The sequence below is a fragment of the Psychrobacter pacificensis genome, from assembly GCF_018336615.1.
Taxonomy (GTDB): domain Bacteria; phylum Pseudomonadota; class Gammaproteobacteria; order Pseudomonadales; family Moraxellaceae; genus Psychrobacter; species Psychrobacter pacificensis.
Window position 1 is genome coordinate 1187628 of sequence record NZ_CP048752.1, and the last position, 16783, is coordinate 1204410.

14 protein-coding genes are annotated in these 16783 nt (G+C 45.1%); 5 read left to right on the forward strand and 9 right to left on the reverse strand.

The annotated features are described in order from the left end of the window. Nucleotides 1–65: 65 nt before the first annotated feature. The 4 genes from metK to GYK50_RS05160 form a co-directional block, all read right to left on the reverse strand. Nucleotides 66–1232, reverse strand: coding sequence for a methionine adenosyltransferase (gene metK / locus GYK50_RS05145; protein WP_075105952.1), 1167 nt, complete (start codon nucleotides 1230–1232; stop codon nucleotides 66–68). Between the two features lie 479 nt (nucleotides 1233–1711). Further along, nucleotides 1712–2407 (reverse strand): endonuclease III, encoded by a 696-nt coding sequence (gene nth, locus GYK50_RS05150; protein ID WP_058025991.1) that lies wholly within the window; start codon nucleotides 2405–2407, stop codon nucleotides 1712–1714. Nucleotides 2408–2498: 91 nt separating this feature from the next. Then, nucleotides 2499–3356, reverse strand: a complete 858-nt coding sequence (locus tag GYK50_RS05155) for an RnfABCDGE type electron transport complex subunit B (RefSeq protein WP_071003639.1) — start codon at nucleotides 3354–3356, stop codon at nucleotides 2499–2501. Between the two features lie 299 nt (nucleotides 3357–3655). Then, nucleotides 3656–4546 (reverse strand): LysR family transcriptional regulator, encoded by an 891-nt coding sequence (locus GYK50_RS05160; RefSeq protein ID WP_071001831.1) that lies wholly within the window; start codon nucleotides 4544–4546, stop codon nucleotides 3656–3658. Nucleotides 4547–4639: 93 nt separating this feature from the next. Here GYK50_RS05160 and GYK50_RS05165 point away from each other — a divergent pair, with 93 nt between their 5' ends. Continuing rightward, a complete protein-coding gene (locus tag GYK50_RS05165; RefSeq protein WP_093068239.1) occupies nucleotides 4640–5569 on the forward strand; it encodes a DMT family transporter in 930 nt (309 codons plus the stop codon). A gap of 65 nt (nucleotides 5570–5634) precedes the next feature. Here the strand turns inward: GYK50_RS05165 and nudC are convergent, their stop codons facing one another. The 3 genes from nudC to dnaQ all read right to left on the reverse strand — a co-directional run bounded on the left by nudC (nucleotide 5635) and on the right by dnaQ (nucleotide 10185). Continuing rightward, nucleotides 5635–6579 carry an NAD(+) diphosphatase gene (gene nudC, locus GYK50_RS05170; protein WP_093068242.1) on the reverse strand — a complete coding sequence of 315 codons (945 nt, stop codon included), beginning with the start codon at nucleotides 6577–6579 and terminating at the stop codon, nucleotides 5635–5637. 131 nt (nucleotides 6580–6710) lie between these two features. Next, nucleotides 6711–8393 (reverse strand): hypothetical protein, encoded by a 1683-nt coding sequence (locus tag GYK50_RS05175; protein WP_093068246.1) that lies wholly within the window; start codon nucleotides 8391–8393, stop codon nucleotides 6711–6713. 148 nt (nucleotides 8394–8541) lie between these two features. Then, nucleotides 8542–10185 carry a DNA polymerase III subunit epsilon gene (gene dnaQ / locus GYK50_RS05180; RefSeq protein WP_212564378.1) on the reverse strand — a complete coding sequence of 548 codons (1644 nt, stop codon included), beginning with the start codon at nucleotides 10183–10185 and terminating at the stop codon, nucleotides 8542–8544. A 388-nt stretch (nucleotides 10186–10573) separates the two neighbouring features. Here dnaQ and GYK50_RS05185 point away from each other — a divergent pair, with 388 nt between their 5' ends. Together GYK50_RS05185 and GYK50_RS05190 are read left to right on the forward strand one after the other, a co-directional pair. Beyond that, entirely contained in the window at nucleotides 10574–11122 is a 549-nt protein-coding gene (locus GYK50_RS05185; protein ID WP_340050344.1) for a hypothetical protein, read from the forward strand. 100 nt (nucleotides 11123–11222) lie between these two features. Further along, nucleotides 11223–11528, forward strand: a complete 306-nt coding sequence (locus tag GYK50_RS05190) for a hypothetical protein (protein WP_186475518.1) — start codon at nucleotides 11223–11225, stop codon at nucleotides 11526–11528. Nucleotides 11529–11650: 122 nt separating this feature from the next. Here GYK50_RS05190 and GYK50_RS05195 read toward each other — a convergent pair whose 3' ends face one another. Beyond that, the gene (locus GYK50_RS05195; RefSeq protein ID WP_212564379.1) at nucleotides 11651–12130 is read right to left on the reverse strand and encodes a YkvA family protein; all 480 of its coding nucleotides are present in this window, start codon (nucleotides 12128–12130) and stop codon (nucleotides 11651–11653) included. A 236-nt stretch (nucleotides 12131–12366) separates the two neighbouring features. On the opposite strand from GYK50_RS05195, the gene GYK50_RS05200 reads away from it, so the two are divergent. Beyond that, complete coding sequence (locus GYK50_RS05200; RefSeq protein ID WP_212564380.1) at nucleotides 12367–13647, forward strand: LD-carboxypeptidase; 1281 nt, start codon at nucleotides 12367–12369, stop codon at nucleotides 13645–13647. Between the two features lie 27 nt (nucleotides 13648–13674). Here GYK50_RS05200 and GYK50_RS05205 read toward each other — a convergent pair whose 3' ends face one another. Next, the gene (locus GYK50_RS05205) at nucleotides 13675–14685 is read right to left on the reverse strand and encodes a GlxA family transcriptional regulator (protein ID WP_212564381.1); all 1011 of its coding nucleotides are present in this window, start codon (nucleotides 14683–14685) and stop codon (nucleotides 13675–13677) included. Between the two features lie 283 nt (nucleotides 14686–14968). Between GYK50_RS05205 and GYK50_RS05210 the strand changes: the two genes are divergently transcribed. Then, nucleotides 14969–16774, forward strand: coding sequence for an acyl-CoA dehydrogenase family protein (locus GYK50_RS05210; RefSeq protein WP_212564382.1), 1806 nt, complete (start codon nucleotides 14969–14971; stop codon nucleotides 16772–16774). The last annotated feature ends 9 nt before the right edge of the window (nucleotides 16775–16783 follow it).

Genomic DNA, 16783 nt, shown 5'->3' on the forward strand with positions numbered 1-16783 from the left:
AGTGTCGATAATTTTAGTATATAAAGGCGGTTTGTAAATGATTCAACGTAATGACTCTATGACCCTTATAAGCCAGCGTCTGCTTTTAAGATATCTGCTTTGTCTGTTTTTTCCCAAGTAAAGGCAGTTTCTGAGCCTTGACGACCAAAATGTCCAAAGGTAGCCGTCTGCTGATACATTGGCTGTAATAGGTTCAGCATACGAGTGATGCCATAAGGACGCAAATCAAAATGAGTACGAATCAGGCGAATGATTTCATCGTTACTGATTTTGCTCGTGCCAAAAGTGTTGACAGAGATAGACGTTGGCTCAGCAACCCCAATCGCGTAACTGACTTGTACTTCACAGCGATCAGCAAGACCAGCTGCGACGATGTTTTTGGCCACATAACGTACCGCATAAGCAGCACTGCGATCTACTTTTGAGGGATCTTTACCACTAAAAGCACCGCCCCCATGACGTGCCATACCGCCGTAAGTATCGACAATGATTTTGCGGCCTGTTAAGCCTGCATCACCCACAGGACCACCAATGACAAACTTACCCGTTGGATTGATATGGTAGCGTGTACCCGCATGTAACAGATCAGCCGGTAGCACTTGCTTGATGATAGATTCCATCACTGCTTCTTGCAGATCAGACTGCGAGATGCTCGGATCATGCTGAGTTGATAGAACGACCGCATCGATTGCAGCAGGACGGTTGCCATCATACTTCAAGGTAACCTGCGCTTTGGCATCAGGACGGAGCCATGGTAGCTCGCCTGCACGGCGCAGCTCAGATTGACGCTCCATCAAACGATGGGCATATTCAATAGGGGCCGGCATTAATACATCAGTTTCATTACTGGCGTAACCAAACATTAAACCTTGATCGCCTGCACCTTGCTCTTCAGGATCATGACGATCGACACCTTGAGCGATTTCAGGAGACTGCTTACCCAGCATATTGATGACCGCACAAGTCTCGCCATCAAAACCCAAATCTGAGTGGTGATAACCAATGCCGTTGACCGTGTCACGCACCAGCCGCTCTAAATCGATATTGGCAGTTGTGGTGATTTCACCGGCAAGTATCACCGCGCCTGTTTTTACTAAAGTTTCGCAGGCCACACGTGCGTGTAAGTCTTCACGTAAGATAGCATCAAGGATGGCGTCTGATATTTGGTCAGCCATTTTGTCAGGGTGGCCTTCGCTCACAGATTCGGAGGTAAATAAGTTGTATTCACGCATAATGGGATCGCTTAATTGAATCAATAAAGGTAGGAAAAGCAACACTCTGGGTGCTGCTCTAATTAATGTTGACCACGCATTTACGCGGCAGATAATCGGTATTTCTCAATGCTAAAAATCGGTGTTGAACAAAGTTTTTGTCATCAATTTGGCTAAAATCTAGACCTACTATCATTCAATCAATTCATATATGGAGCAATGATAATAAGCTTTTATGGCTATGGCGGTAGAGAGTTAGGTCAATGTTCGCTCTAATAGGCTACTGTCAGTGTGCAGATTGCCTTATCAGAAGCGGGGTAATTGCCAAAATCTCTTAACACAAAATAGGGTTATTCTACCCTGAAACGTTATAAAACTCTAGTGAGCAGCACTTGCTATACTATAAGAAATGCTCAACAAGTGATTCACTGTCGTAAAACGTAGGTACTTGCCAGTTCATGGCTACATAAGTTTGTCTTTGAGACAGGAGTGTCACTACGTTATAGTTCTAAAAAGGTCGCTTTATCTTTAAACATGCACTCTTCATAGACGGGGCAAGCGCCGCATTTGGGTGTACGCGCTTGGCAGGTATAGCGCCCGTGCAAAATAAGATAATGATGCGCATCAACGATAAAGTCATCGGGTATACGCTCGACCAGTTTGTTTTCGACGATGAGCACCGTTTTACCAGTAGCGAGTCCAGTACGATTGCCGACGCGAAAGATATGCGTGTCGACCGCCATGGTTGGCTGACCAAAAGCAGTATTCAAAACTACGTTGGCGGTTTTACGCCCCACACCAGCTAATGATTCTAGATCTTTGCGGTTGTCAGGGACGGTGCTATCAAACTTTTCAATCAAATCGCGGCAAGTCTTGATGACATTTTTGGCTTTTGCGTTATATAAGCCAATATTTTTGATATACGTCTTTAGACCTTCTTCGCCTAGTGCCAGTATAGCTTCAGGTGTGTTCGCCACGGGGTACAACTGCTGAGTGGCAATATTGACGCTCACATCAGTTGCCTGTGCAGATAAGATAACGGCGATGAGCAGCTCGAAATTACTGCCGTAATTTAGCTCGGTGACAGGCTCGTCAATCGTCGCCGCTAGCTTTTCAAAAAATGGACGCACATCGCGATTGGGCATTCTTCTAGAGGGCGGTGTATCGGCTGTTTTATGTTTGACCGTTTTACTCATGGTGTTTTAACTATTATTTTAGTGAGTGGTGTTGCAAAATTATATGCTAGCGATGGCATTTATATGAGTTATTAAAGTATCAATCACGTAATCACAGCACCGCTTGTAATGCGTCGAGCTCTGCTTGCAAGCCTTCAAGCTCCATTTGTTTTTTATCATTGGCGCGCACGCTGAGCTGCTTTTCGAGTTTTTTGATTTTGGTACGTAGTTTAGCCGCTGCAATGGTATTCTTTGCTTGTGCTTCGCTAATATTTAGCGATTGGCTCGTTGCATTGTTGAGCTTGGCCTCTACCATGCTGACCACAGGTTTGCTATTGCTGGTATCAGCCAGTTGTTCTGTCACGCGTTTGAGATGCGTGTGGTAGCGCTGTCTCAAGTCTTCTTGTTCGGCTACTCTCTCAAAGGGAGAAAGCTCACGCTCGACAATGACCAAGTCGATACAATCAACAGGGCAGGGTGCGATACATAGCTCACAGCCTGTGCACAAATCGGTAAAAATCGTATGCATGTGTTTGCCAGTACCGACGATAGCATCCACTGGACAAGCCGGAATACATTTGGTACAGCCGATACAGTCGTCTTCACGAATCACAGCACGAACCTCTGTTGGACGTCCTGATGTCATGTCTATCGGCCATTGTGATGGTGCGGCTGTCAGATGAGTATCTATCCCAATTGTCTGAGCGATAGCGTCCGTTACTGGCTGGCCACCAGGCACACATTTATTGTATGGCTCACCCTTTAATACGATAGCAGTGGCGTAAGGCAAGCAGCCATCTGGATGCTCACAAAGCCCGCATTGCGTTTGCGGCAGACAAGCATCAACGCGTGCAATTTTTGTCTGTACATCATTTGGCAGGGTATCAATGTGCAGCGACTTAAACAAGATCGGTAAATCTGTCAAGCGTGTCTGTTCAGTACTTTGAGGATGGGTGTCGGTTTGGGACATGGTATTACTGGCCTTAGTATCGGTCATCATTAGCGACTGTCACTTATGTCTGTCAGTGGCTAGGTAGATAAGTGACTATTGATTGCATATTTTATAGGCAAATTATGGATCTTTGTACTGACGTTCTATATCAAATAGTCAATCACCCAGCCGTATTGATCGCTGTTGCGCTGCGAAGATTAACACATTTAAAGCCGTAAAACATCAGGGTCGAAAACCTAGTCTTTAACATTAAAAATTAAAGCATAAGATCAATGATATTGTGATGCATTTATTCTCGGTGAGCGTTTGCGGAATGTCTACTTACCAAAACGCTTGAGGATAAAATCAATTAATAGATGCATGCGATGAGGCATGTTATCACGGTCGCGATAGAGCATCTGGCAGCCTCTAGGTTGGTTATTCCAATCAGGCAATACTTGCTGCAAACCGCCTGATGTGATCAAAGGCTGTGCATCATAATCGGGGATGAAACCTAGACCGATACCATCCGCAATAGCCCCCGTTAGTAAACTAATATTATCAACTTTTAGACGGATATTATTTGTTGGCTGATGCGTCTGTACCTCGCCCGTTATACGATGCTGTAGATGCCAAGTAGACATAGGGGTGCACAGTACCGTAGGGTAGCCTGCCAAATCATTGGGCGTTTGGATATCGGATACATCGATATCGCTGGCTGCACAAATGATAAAGCGAATATTGGTCAGCTGCCGCCCAATCCAATGATTGGCACTGTGTTCACCAATACGAAAAGCGACATCAATAGCTTGCGCGTCAATATCAATGGTCTGATTGGACAGACGCAAATCTAAATGGATATCTGGATATTGTTTTAAAAAAGCATTGAAATGCGGCGCTAAAATATCACTACCAAAATTGACAGGGGCGCTGATTCTGATTGTGCCTTTGGCCTCATTTTTATCTTGTAGTAAGCAACACGCGACGTTTTCTAATTCATCAAAGAGATGGGCGCTGCTCTTATAATATTGTTGCCCTGCATGGGTCAACTGTACGCGGTGCGCATCTCGGTTGAGCAACCTAAGTGCCAGATCTGCTTCTAGTTTGGCAACTCGGCGACTCAATGTCGATAGGGGCATGTCAAGCATTATAGAGGCTTGGCGAAAGCTGCCGTAGCGGACAACCGCGCAAAAACTGCGCATGTCATCGAGGGAGTAGTTAAATTTCATATTCAGAATCTATGCTCTCGTTATTGCTTGTTTATACCGTATTTAAAATATATACACTGGTGCTTATCTTTTCGCAAGTTTTTTGGGTGCAATATGAGCCGTTCAGCGAACACCACCGCCGTCCTATATTTATTACTGTGTACGTTTCTCTGGGGCGCAAGTTTTCCTGTCGGCAAGCATGCCTTGAGTGAAGTAAACGCATTAACCTTAGTCATGTGGCGTTTTAGCATTGCCTCGGTGTGTCTGTATCTTTATACAAAATATAAACACATGCCAATCCCTACTCTCACACCCAAACAATGGGCGTGGGCGATTGGTGTATCCATCATTGGTGTTGGTGGCTTAAACTTGGGGCTGTTTACTGGGCTTGAACAGACCAATGCCAATAATGGTGCGTTGATTATGGCGCTTAGCCCGCTGGTTACTTCATTGATTGGTTCTATAGCGCAGCGCCAGTTTCCTACCAAAGGCGCGCTGTTTAGTTTGGTGGTTTGTCTCTCTGGCGTACTGCTGGTACTGACCGATGGCGCATTTGCCAAACTGCTAGGGTTTGAATTTAACCATGGCGATCAAATGATTTTTTTAGGTATGCTGTGCTGGAGTCTCTATACTTATCTGACTCAAGGTATCAGTCGCTGGATGCCAATGATTCCTTATACCTTGGTCGGTATGCTGTCAGGTCTTGGGGTGATATCGCTCATGGTGTTATTTAGTGCAGAGGTACATCCATTGCAAGAAAGCTTAGCCATCAGTCGCAGTGTCTTTGGCGACTTGATATTTATTGGCGTCTTCGGCACGGTTGGCGGTTATCTATTGTGGATCTCTGGCGTCAAGCAGTTGGGCGCTGCTAATGCGTCATTATTCTTTAATTTTGTGCCAGTGTTTGCTGCGCTCACGGCCTTTGCTTACGGTCAGCAAGTGACCGCTTTGCAATTATTAGGTATGGCGATTGTGATTGCAGGGCTATTGATACCCAGACTTGTCAAATGGCAATATCAGCGTCTGACCGTCCATAATGTCTAAGTGAAACGCAGTAGGCACTGACATTAGCCGCTAAAATGAGCTGCCAGTGTCAGTGTCATTTAATTTCATAATAAAATGCCTTGTTCTTTGGCAATCTGATCGATCAATTCTCGAGCGATACTGCCCTTTGGTGGAATCTTTGGCAGGTTAGAGAGATCAAAAAAATCAGCATGCGCCAGTTCGTCTTCTTGAATAATAATATCGCCACTGGCATAAGAGGCACGGAACCCAAGCATCAAATTGGAGGGAAATGGCCAAGGCTGGCTACTCACATAACGAATATCTGATACGCTGATATTGACCTCTTCTGCCACCTCACGTACCACCGCATGCTCTAGGCTTTCACCGACCTCGACAAACCCAGCGATCAAACCATACATGGGCGGCAGTTTTTGCTGTCCGTGACGGTGATGGTGCGCGAGTAAGATTTGCATTTCATCTGTTACTGGGTTTGGGCGGGTAATCGCCGTAATCACACATGGCTGGACGCGAGGATACTGGCGCAGCTGGCATACTGGACAAACCATGGCGCGCTCGTCTTGGTCAGCATGTACGGTAGGACTGGCACAGCGACTACAGAACTGCGTATCTGCTTGCCACCTTAATAACTGTATCGCTTGACTGATCTGGTCAGATAGGGCAACAGGTATGTTATTTATCAGCTGTCGATAAGGGACAAAGGTATCAGTACTGCTTTCGGCGATGATAGGCAGCGTCACGTTATGAGCGACTGCGTAATCATAAGTCATGGCAGTGGTGGACGGCGCAGTGAAGGTTTGGGCAGTGTTTTCATTGATCAAATCAGATGAAAGGCTATCCATATTATTATTATCATCAGATTGCCAGTGATTTGGCGATAGACTCTCATGTAGCGTCACGTGACCGAGCCGATAAGCTTGCTCGTCTGAACCAGTACGACTCTGTGGTAGTTGGATTTGTAATGGCCACCAACCATCTGGCATTTGACGGCATAAAACAGTGTCATCACTCAATATAAAAGCATGGGCCATAAAAGATTCCAAACAGTTTGAAGCAAATCCGTATCGATTTAGATACAGACTTATTTAACGTGAAGTATTCTGATTAAGTTTTATCGCCGCAAAATGACAAAATGGCGACGATAAAACCTGTGCAAGCAGTACTAAGCAGCAAGTAGATGACTTAAGCTTTGCTGGCCAACGTCAAGCGCTTGTTTACTGACAGGACGATGGTTCTCAAAACCATCCAGATGATGATCGACCGCCATAATCACATCAGCAATATAAGCCAGTGTATCGTCTTCGATACGTCGTCCACTCTCTATGCGTTTTTCGATATAAATGGCTAATTGACCAAGCATGCTGGCGGGTGTTGGCAAATGTAAAAAGCGCAATGCACCTGCCACTTGGCGCATCATTCCCGGTATATTCTGAATATTAAGCATGTCGCGTTCAGGCTCTGCCAAATAGTCGTTAATTGCTTGCTCGGCACTTGCAATGGCGGTACGGCTTTCTTGTATGAGAGTATCGTATGATGTATTGAGCTGATGCAATGAGATATGCTGATTATTCAGTGGTAAGTAGATCGCCCCTGGGGTATGCATCTCTGCCATTGCAATTGTAGCATTCTCTGCATGCATCAATGCCAGTAATAAGTGATCAAAGTCATCCGGCGAAGGCGCCTGCCAATGGCTGACCGCACCCGCCGCTGTGATAAGACTATCAGCTGCATTGGACAATCCTAGCAGGCGCAGTGCTGAGCTCAGTTCAGTCAACTCTTCAATGATCTGGGCAGTTTGCATATCAACAGGATTGATGGAGTCGCCGCGTGCATAGCTGTCGACATTTTCTTTAATATTATTGATTTGAGACTGAATAATGTCATTTAGTGTATCGGTGAGTGCGCGATTGGGACCAAATAAGAAACGCTTCATCTCATCAAGCTGATCGCCTTCTAGATAGTTACTTGCGTACTGCTCACGTAATTGCTGCGCCTCAACAGTATCACGCTGACAGGCAAAATTAACTAAGTCTGCAAAACGTGTATCCATCACAGGTAAGTAGCTTTGGAACTGCTGCTCCACATAAATCAGCGTATGCTTTTGGCTCACGTTCAACGGTAAGACCGCGGCAATATCTGTCACAGCAGTCGCTGCTGCTTGCCAAAATAGGCTGTTACTATTTGATGCGATCAAAGCGCAGGCAGCACTCATGGCATCGAGTTTTTGCTGATCGTTTGAGTCAATATTGCCATCTTGATTGAGTAGGGCAACGCCAAGACCGCTACGATAGGCATAGGTCAGGAGTTTTGTATCCAAATTGAGCGCGCTTAGTGGTTCAAAGTTTTTCTCTGGGTTAGCAATGATGACGCTACTGCTCCCAAAAGTAGAAAAGTCCTCGACCGTCATTGGTGGTTTTTGTCCATGCGCATTGAGATTATTAACCACTGGCAATAACAAAGTAGGCTCTACCGACTCAGTCAATAATACAAACTCGACATAGCGATCTAAAGTCATAATGGCTTCTGATAAATCCATGATGAGAGCCGTGTCATTGTTGTCGCCGTTGTCATAAAGGCGCTGTAGACCGTCAATGATGGCATTGTTTAACACTTCTGCACCAACAAGAGAAATCAGTTTAAAAATACAAGACAGCTGCTTTAAAACGCTAATAGAATCTGACAATAAAGGTGCTTGGCTACTATCGTCATTGAACTCGCTCAGATGAATCTCAGTATCTTTGAGCGTTGCGATAATCTCATCATGCAATAAGTGGAGTGACGGTAGGTTGAAATCAGTAACACTAAGCGTGGGGGCGGTTAACTTCATTTGCGCAGACTGGTCCATAAGTATTTTTCCATAATGTACTGATGAGAATGACGATGGTATCAATGGGGTAGTAAAAATATTGGTTAATGATGTTTTAACGTTTTATATGATAATAATCAAGGCTATATTGTACAAATGTTGGTGTAATTCAGGCTTGATGTAGCGGCTACATATTGGCTTTTAGCTCAGGGTAGTCCTCTGCAAGAGAAGCGTACCAGCTTTGGTTGGTAGTCTCATCTGACGTCGATGCTAGCAATAAATTGGCCAAATTGGCAAAACTGGTATGGGCAGTTTGCCCGCCCTCTGTGGGTGCGTCTTCTTCAATGGCAAGCGTCACTTGACCGCCAGTCATCGCCAAGTAAACTTCGGCTAAAATCTCTGAGTCAAGTAAAGCGCCGTGAAAGGTACGGTCTTGCTTACCAACGTCCAGACGACGTACGAGGGCATCCAATGTGTTCTTTTGTCCAGGATATTGCTGCTTTGCCATGACCAGTGAATCGGTCACTTGTACGCGCTCAGCAAAGTCATTGAGACCGACTTTCGCAAACTCCATGTTTAAGAAGTTCATATCAAAGGTGGCGTTGTGAGCGATAATCTCAGCACCATCCATAAAGTCGTATAATGACTGGGCAACTTGATCAAAGGTGGGCTTGTCCGCCAAAAATGCCTCAGAGATCCCATGAATACGAATAACTTCATCATCCATGCCACGCTGCGGATTGATATAGACGTGTAGTTTTTCACCAGTAAATTTACGCCCAACCATCTCAACAATACCGACCTCAATGATACGGTCACCTTTTAATGCGTCCAGTCCTGTGGTCTCTGTATCCATGATGAGCTGACGATTTGCTTCATGACGATGTATCGGCTTTGGTAGTAGCGGCCTAAAATGAGGATTGGCACGGCTAGTATCCCCATCAAACTTGGGTGTATCAGTATCTATAGGTGGGATATCACTAGTCATGTCGGTATCATTCATGGGTACTTGGGCTTCTGGCATGGCTTTATTACTCATCATTTTGGGTGCGTTGTCTGGATGGTGAGGAGTCTCTACCATGACATCATTATGCATCATAATACGTGCTTCATGGCTATGTTGACTGTCATTGATTCGTAACTCATCTTCTGATACATCGTCAAACTCGTCATCTACTATATCTAGACCCAATGGGTCGAACTTTAGCCAATCATCATTGGTGACAGGTTTTTTATCAGTCGCTATGCGGTCTTTTTTTTTAGGGGCGTCTGATTCGTTTATCACAGGTTTTTGTGCCACAGATTCTTTTATCATAGAGGAGTGACCACTGTTTGACGTAACCCCTAAGTTTGCCAGTTCGTCTGCTTTTTCATTGCCTGCATGTCCAGCGTGACCCTTAACCCAGTGCCAATCAACATCACGCTGTTGACATAGCTTATCCAATTGTTGCCAAAGATCTTGATTGGCGACGGGCTTTTTGCTCGCTGTTTTCCAGCCTTTTTTCTTCCAGCCTTCAATCCATTCGGTGATGCCTTTTTGGACATAGCTGGAATCTGTCCAAATCTCAATTTTTTGTGTAGGCGCGCTATGGGTTAGGGCTTGTATGGCGCCCATCAGCTCCATGCGATTATTGGTGGTTTCCGTATCACCGCCATATAAATCCTGCGTGCTACCATCGCTAAATATAAGGTGCGCGCCCCAACCGCCCGCGCCGGGATTACCTTTGCAGGCACCGTCAGTATACGCTACCGTTGTGTTTTTCTTGGCGGCTAGCGGATCAGTTGCGTTGCTTGTGTTAGAGTGTGGCATGGCGTTACGGTTGTCTGACATAGAGATGTATAAACCTGATAAATAGTAAGCATAAAAGTAGTATTAGAGCATCGCGCTCATGCTAATTGAACGATGCTAGTGCCGCTGTGAGTATAACAAATCTATCGTAAATATGGGTGGTCGTGACAAACAAAATCACAAAACTAGCGATGGCAACGCATAACACAATAGTAACCGGATTGTTTTCTGTTAAAATAGCTTGGCTCGCTAAAAAACGTCTATTTTTTAGCGAAAATGCTTTTAAAGAAGCCAATACCAGCGCGCTGTCTTTGTCACATTTGTCACAATAGTATCCACAGAAAATATTTGTAGATAGCTATTTGATAGTTTTCTTATGACAACGCGCTCAGTGCAAGTCTCCCATACATGACCGCAGGATAGCTTTATTATGTCTTTATGCTCAAGTATTTTTTATAAGCGACTGACGTATCTGATGCTCAGTGCTACGGCCAGCACAGTGCTCCTTTTGAGTGGCTGTAGTGATAGCAGTGATGCTCAGGCAGATACCGAAGTTGCAGCAGATTTATCTGTCTTTGCAGGTTGTTATACGGTGAGTCAAGACGAGCCTGCGCAAATAAAGGTTAGCCAACAAGACGGCGCTTGGGTGATGCAGATGAAAGAGCCTGCAAGTGCTAAGCGTGTGTGGGATGAGCCTGAAGCGTTAGAAGTGATTAAAAATAGTGATATACCGCAGTTTTTTTCTATTGATCCAGATAATGTCGATGCGGTGATCGGGCGTCCTGATCGAGTGCTCGTATTGGCGCATGTCAAGCCTACCTATGCCAATATCGACCCACTCTTAGACAGTGAGTATCTGTCTTATATTTACCGAGGTGCTAACACCATCTATCGAGTAGCTTGTGATGACGTCAATACCGATATATTGGCCAATCCACACGCCAACATCATTATCGATAATGTGAATGAGAGTAGTTAGATAAGTATTGCTCATAGGTAGCATAAATATCGTTGATGATCAATCGTATTCGTCCAAAACGATCTTGCTACAAGCCTTTAAATCAGTAGAGTCAAGCTATATGAATTTTTTTAGTTATGTCGTGTTAGGTGGGTTTTCTTATGCCGCGGGTTGGGCGATAAGAACGTATGTATTAGAAAAGCAGCCGAAGACTGACCAACCTTACAATCTCAAGCATCCTGCTATTTTGGCGTACTTGGCTGGGTTTTTTATCGTTATGCTGATTGTCTCTTGGTTGATTGGTCGCTATATTTTAGGTCATGTGGCGATTGACTTACCGTTTATCATCGTCAATAGTCTGGTTGCAACCTTTGTGTATTCGTTTGGCCTCAATCCAGAAAAAGCGAGCTATGATGTGCCGAATTAAAATCTGACGTTTGAAGGTTTAACCGTTGAGCGTCAGATTGATTAAAGCAACAAAAAAGCCACAACCAAGTGAGTGGCTGTGGCTTTTTTTAAACTGCTAATTATCGGTTAAGACATAACTAGTTACGAAGCCTTTTTGAGATCAGTACTGGTTTCATTATCATCTTCATCATCAGTGCTGCTTTTATCATGACTGATCTTGTCCGTGCGTTTGTCATTTTCCGATGTGCTTTTGGTGTCTGATTGTTCTTGTTTCCACGACTTGTATTTTTGCAAATCTTTTCTGGCCTGTTTTAGGCAGAACTTGAGCACAAGCGCATCATCGATATAACCGATAAACGGAATAGAGTCTGGGATAAGGTCAATAGGATTTAGTGTGTATATTGCCCCAACCACACCAGCTGAGATGGTTCTAAAAGGAATCTTACGATAGTCACCTTTATAGTAGTCTTTGATTAGACTCATAAATAGCATCAAATCATCGCTAAAAGGTTCAAGATAACTATTGTCCTCTAGCTTTTCTTTAAGTTTGTCTTCTTTTCCAATCAAGTATTTCAAATTAGAAACGAGTGTTTTTTCTTTATCATTTTTCTTGGTAAACATAATTGTTGCCTTTATTTTTGTGCGATGAATTTGTATCTACAGTAACAAACATACTCGCCCCATGTTGTATGTCTCGGTAGCGAAAAAGTAAATATAGGTAAAGGCTTGGGTAACTTGACTGCTGGCAAGATGCGTTACAATGTTTGAGTATGACGGCTTCATTTGTGATGTGCGCTACTGCAAAAGATGACAATGTATAAATCATAAAAACAAAAATGTATAGGTAGCAACAACGTATGGGTTCAAAAATACCGTCCATCCAGCAATCAATAGAAGATAAAAACCTACAGTCAAACCTAGCTGATGAGCTTAATGTTGGCCTAAACCGTCGACAGTTTTTGCACCGAATAGGTGTTGGCGCAGGTGCTGCGGCATTAGCAGCGCAAAGTATTCCTCACGCATTGGCTGCCAGCCTCATTGAGGCAGATAATAGCTCGCAGCTGACCAAAGACGATCTGCCGACTGCATTGTTGGATGAGCGCTCAGCGCAAACTTCTCTAATAACAAGCTGCCCTACGCCCACGATTGAGACCAGACTGTTTGCCAGCTCCAATGTGGGCGGCAGTGATGAGCGCAATCAGTTGGCATTAGATCGCATGAGCTGTGCTGGGTTTAAAATAAGTAATCCCGATATCACCAATCGTCAATATTTGCGCTTTGCAGGTACGGACTCGCAGCGTGCCAGTGACTTCCAAAACCTCGCGACCGGAGCGATAGCAGCGCCAAAACTGCTGCTAGGTGTGCGCGGTGGTTATGGTGCTATGCGTATATTACCCATGGTTGATTGGACAACGCTTGGGCGTATTATGAAAGAGCGCGGCACGATACTCGCAGGGTTCAGTGATGTGACTGCGATCCAATGTGCGCTATTGGCGAAAGGGTCTATGAGTTCACTTGCCGCGCCCATGCTTTATAGCGAGTTTGGCAAAACTGCGCCTGATCAAATCAGCTGTCGCCAGTTCGCTGAGGCCTTAACGGATTCTAATTTAACGATCACCATAAAAGATGCGTCTTTAACCAGTCAGCAACTGCCGACCATACTCACAGCGGGCGAGCCCAAAGTGCTCACTGGTACGATTTGGGGTGGCAACCTAAGCGTGGTGTCTGCGCTGGCAGGTAGCGAGTATTTACCGCGCATTGAGGGCAGTATTGTGTTTTTAGAGGATGTGGGCGAGCAGGCGTATCGTATTGAGCGTATGCTGTATGATTTGTATTTAGCGGGTGTGTTTAAAGGTCAACAAGCGATTGTGTTTGGGGCGTTGTCTGGTTCAGGTGAGGACAGCTATGACAAGCGTTATGATGTTGCCACAGTGATTCGTCAATTACATAAGCTGACTGGATTACCAATTTATAGTGGCATGCGATTTGGTCATATTAGCAAAAAACACAGCTTTCCGCTTGGCGCAATGTGTCAACTGACGCCCAATATATCAGGTGACTACCAGTTGTCCTTTAGCGATTATCCCACCATCAAGGCGGATGCTATCCATGTCGAAGGCCTATGGCAGAATATGTAAACATGCATGATCACTAACTAACAGACTCTAAATCGCCAGCCGTGAAAACTTATCTTGATATTCCTTAGGCGTCAACTCTGTTGCCCGTTTGAACAAGCGAGTAAACGAAGAGATATCGTCATAGCCGACTTGATCGGCAAGAGACTTGATACTCACATCCCCCAACTCGAGCAAGCGCTTGGCTTGCTCAATTCTCACTGCCTGAATATATTCAACGGGTCGCATCGCGACGCTGGCCTGAAAGCGTCTATTCAAAGTGCGTGGAGTGATATTTGCCATGGCAGCTAGGCTGCTGACTTGTATGGGCTGTTGAAAATTCTGCTCAATGAATTCTTGCACTTGTTTGACCAGTTGGTCTGCATGCGACTTGTGCAAGGTCACATTGGTATAGCTATTCTGATTGCCTCGTTTGCTATCAATAATCTGAGTTTTTGCCATCTGGGTCGAGATCTCCCGTCCGCAGTAGCGCTCTATTAATAATAGCCCCAAATCATAAAAAGCGCTGCCGCCTGCCGCACAAAATATACTACCCAGTTCATCGCTTGCATGAGTGACAAACTGGTTCTCTTGTAAGTCCACCAGTGGAAAGTCTGCCTTAAATTTATTGGCATAGCCCCAATGGGTGGTGGCGACTTTATGATCTAATAGCCCTGCCTCCGCCAAGAAAAAAGCCCCGCTACAGTTGCTCGCTATATCGGCCTTGGTATTGGCAAGCCGTACTAAATGTGGCAGCAGCCCATTATTTTGCCTCAATACCTTATCAATAGAATCGCCAATGGTGGGCACCAGTAACAAGTCGCACTCCGTGACATCTTGGATATCGCAGTGCGCTCGCATCATTAAGCGGTTGCTACATCTGATATCACCGCCGCCTAAGCTTGCGATCTGCACCTTAAACCTAGGCTCTACCGCTTCATCTAAAAATCGCTGCCAGCTAACCCCTGTAAATGAAAATAAATCCAATGCACCAGCGAGCACGCTCCCAAGCACACCATCGAAGCCAAGAACGATTACATTAAATGGTTTGAAATAGGGCATCAGTTACTCGCATTTGTTATTTTTCTCACTAATCATAACGTCCATAGGAGAAATTATTCCCAAATTTATGTCACATTTGACCATGATTATGTCATAAATGACAATACGGCAGTGCGCTAATTTAGATTAATATCAATTGATAAGCATTAACCCCCTTTGTTTTGCCTGACTCAATGATGCGGTAAATATCACAGATAGGGTCATGACAGAGGGTGATAATACAAACGGATTTGCCTGATTTACGATCGTTACATGTAATCAAGAGAAACTAAAAGAGACGACTATGGCCGCAGACACCCTTATCAACGACTTTGAGTTACCGTTCCAGCTGTACGATGTGCTAGGAACACAAACCCTCACCAAACACGCAAAGTTCTCAGAGCACAGCCGCGAGACCTTTGATGCGGTATTAGATACCGCAAATAAGATCGCAACGGATTTATTTTTGCCGCACAATCACTTGGCAGATAAGAACGAACCGCAGTTTGATGGCAAAAAAGTCAGCATGATAAGCGATGTCAAAGTCGCTTTTGATGCGTTTCGCGAGTCGGGCTTTATCGCTGGTCGTTACAGTTTTGAAGACGGTGGTATGCAGCTGCCTGAGACAATCATGACCGCGGTGGCAGGCTATTTTATGGCAGCCAACCCGTCGACGACCGCCTATCCATTTTTGACCACTGCAGCCATCAATGTCATCTCTCACTTTGCCAGTGAGGATATCAAAGCCGCCTTTATGCCGCGTATGCTAACAGGCGAGTTCACTGGTACCATGGCGCTGACAGAGCCGCACGCGGGCTCGTCACTTGCTGACATCAAGACCACCGCTGTCAAACAAGACGACGGCTCGTACCGCATCAAAGGCAGCAAGATTTATATCTCAGCAGGGGACCATGAACTGTCTAACAATATCGTGCATTTGGTATTGGCCAAGATTCCAGGTGGTCCTAGTGGGGTAAAAGGCATCTCCTTATTTGCGGTGCCAAAGTACCGTTTGAACGATGATATGTCTGTCGGCGAGCGCAATGACGTGCATTTGACAGGACTGATTCACAAACTTGGCTATCGAGGGGCAACCTCGACGGCATTGAGCTTCGGTGACGCGGGCGATTGTCACGGCTACCTGATCGGTGATGAGCATTTTGGCTTGCGTTATATGTTCAAAATGATGAACGAGGCGCGTATTGCGGTTGGATTTGGTGCGGCGATGATTGGCTATCGCGGTTATCAGTATTCGCTTGATTACGCCAAAGATCGTACGCAAGGTCGAATCGCACCGAACAATAAACCTGAAGATGATGCGACTGCTATCATCCAGCATGGTGACGTCAAGCGTATGCTTTTGGCACAAAAAGCCTATTCTGAAGGCGGTATTTCCTTGTGCTTATACGGCTCAAACCTAATTGACCGTATCAATACTTGCGAAGACGACACCCTAAAAAACGAGCTAACCGAATTGTTAGATCTGCTTACGCCCGTATTAAAAGCATGGCCGTCTGAATATGGGCCAAAAGCCAATGATTTGGGTATTCAAGTATTGGGCGGCGCTGGTTATACGCGTGAATATCATGCTGAGCAGTTTTGGCGTGACAATCGTCTAAACCCTATCCATGAAGGGACAAATGGCGTACAGGCATTGGATTTGTCATTTCGTAAGTTATGGCAAAAAGGTGGTCTTGGCATTCAGATTCTAAAGCGTGAAATCACGCAAGATCTAGAAAATATCACCACGCCGGAGACTGCGGCACTCGCGGGTAAATTAACGCCTTACATGGGTCAGTTGCACGAAGTACTGGTGCATCTAAGTAAAGTGTTGCAGACAGAAGAAGCCATTACGCTTACTGGTAATGCCCAAGCGCTGATGAATATTTTTGCCTCGATCGTGCTTAGCTGGATTTGGATTCGCCAAGCCAGTAAAGCCGAACAACTACTAAGTACAACGCAAGATATTGAGCAACAAAACTTTTATAAAGGCAAGATACAAGCGGCGAAGTACTTTATCGATTGGGAACTACCATTAATCAACCGTGATATAGCCATTTTAAACAACACCAATTCTGTTTGCACTGATATGCAGGCAGACTGGTTCTAAGAACAACGC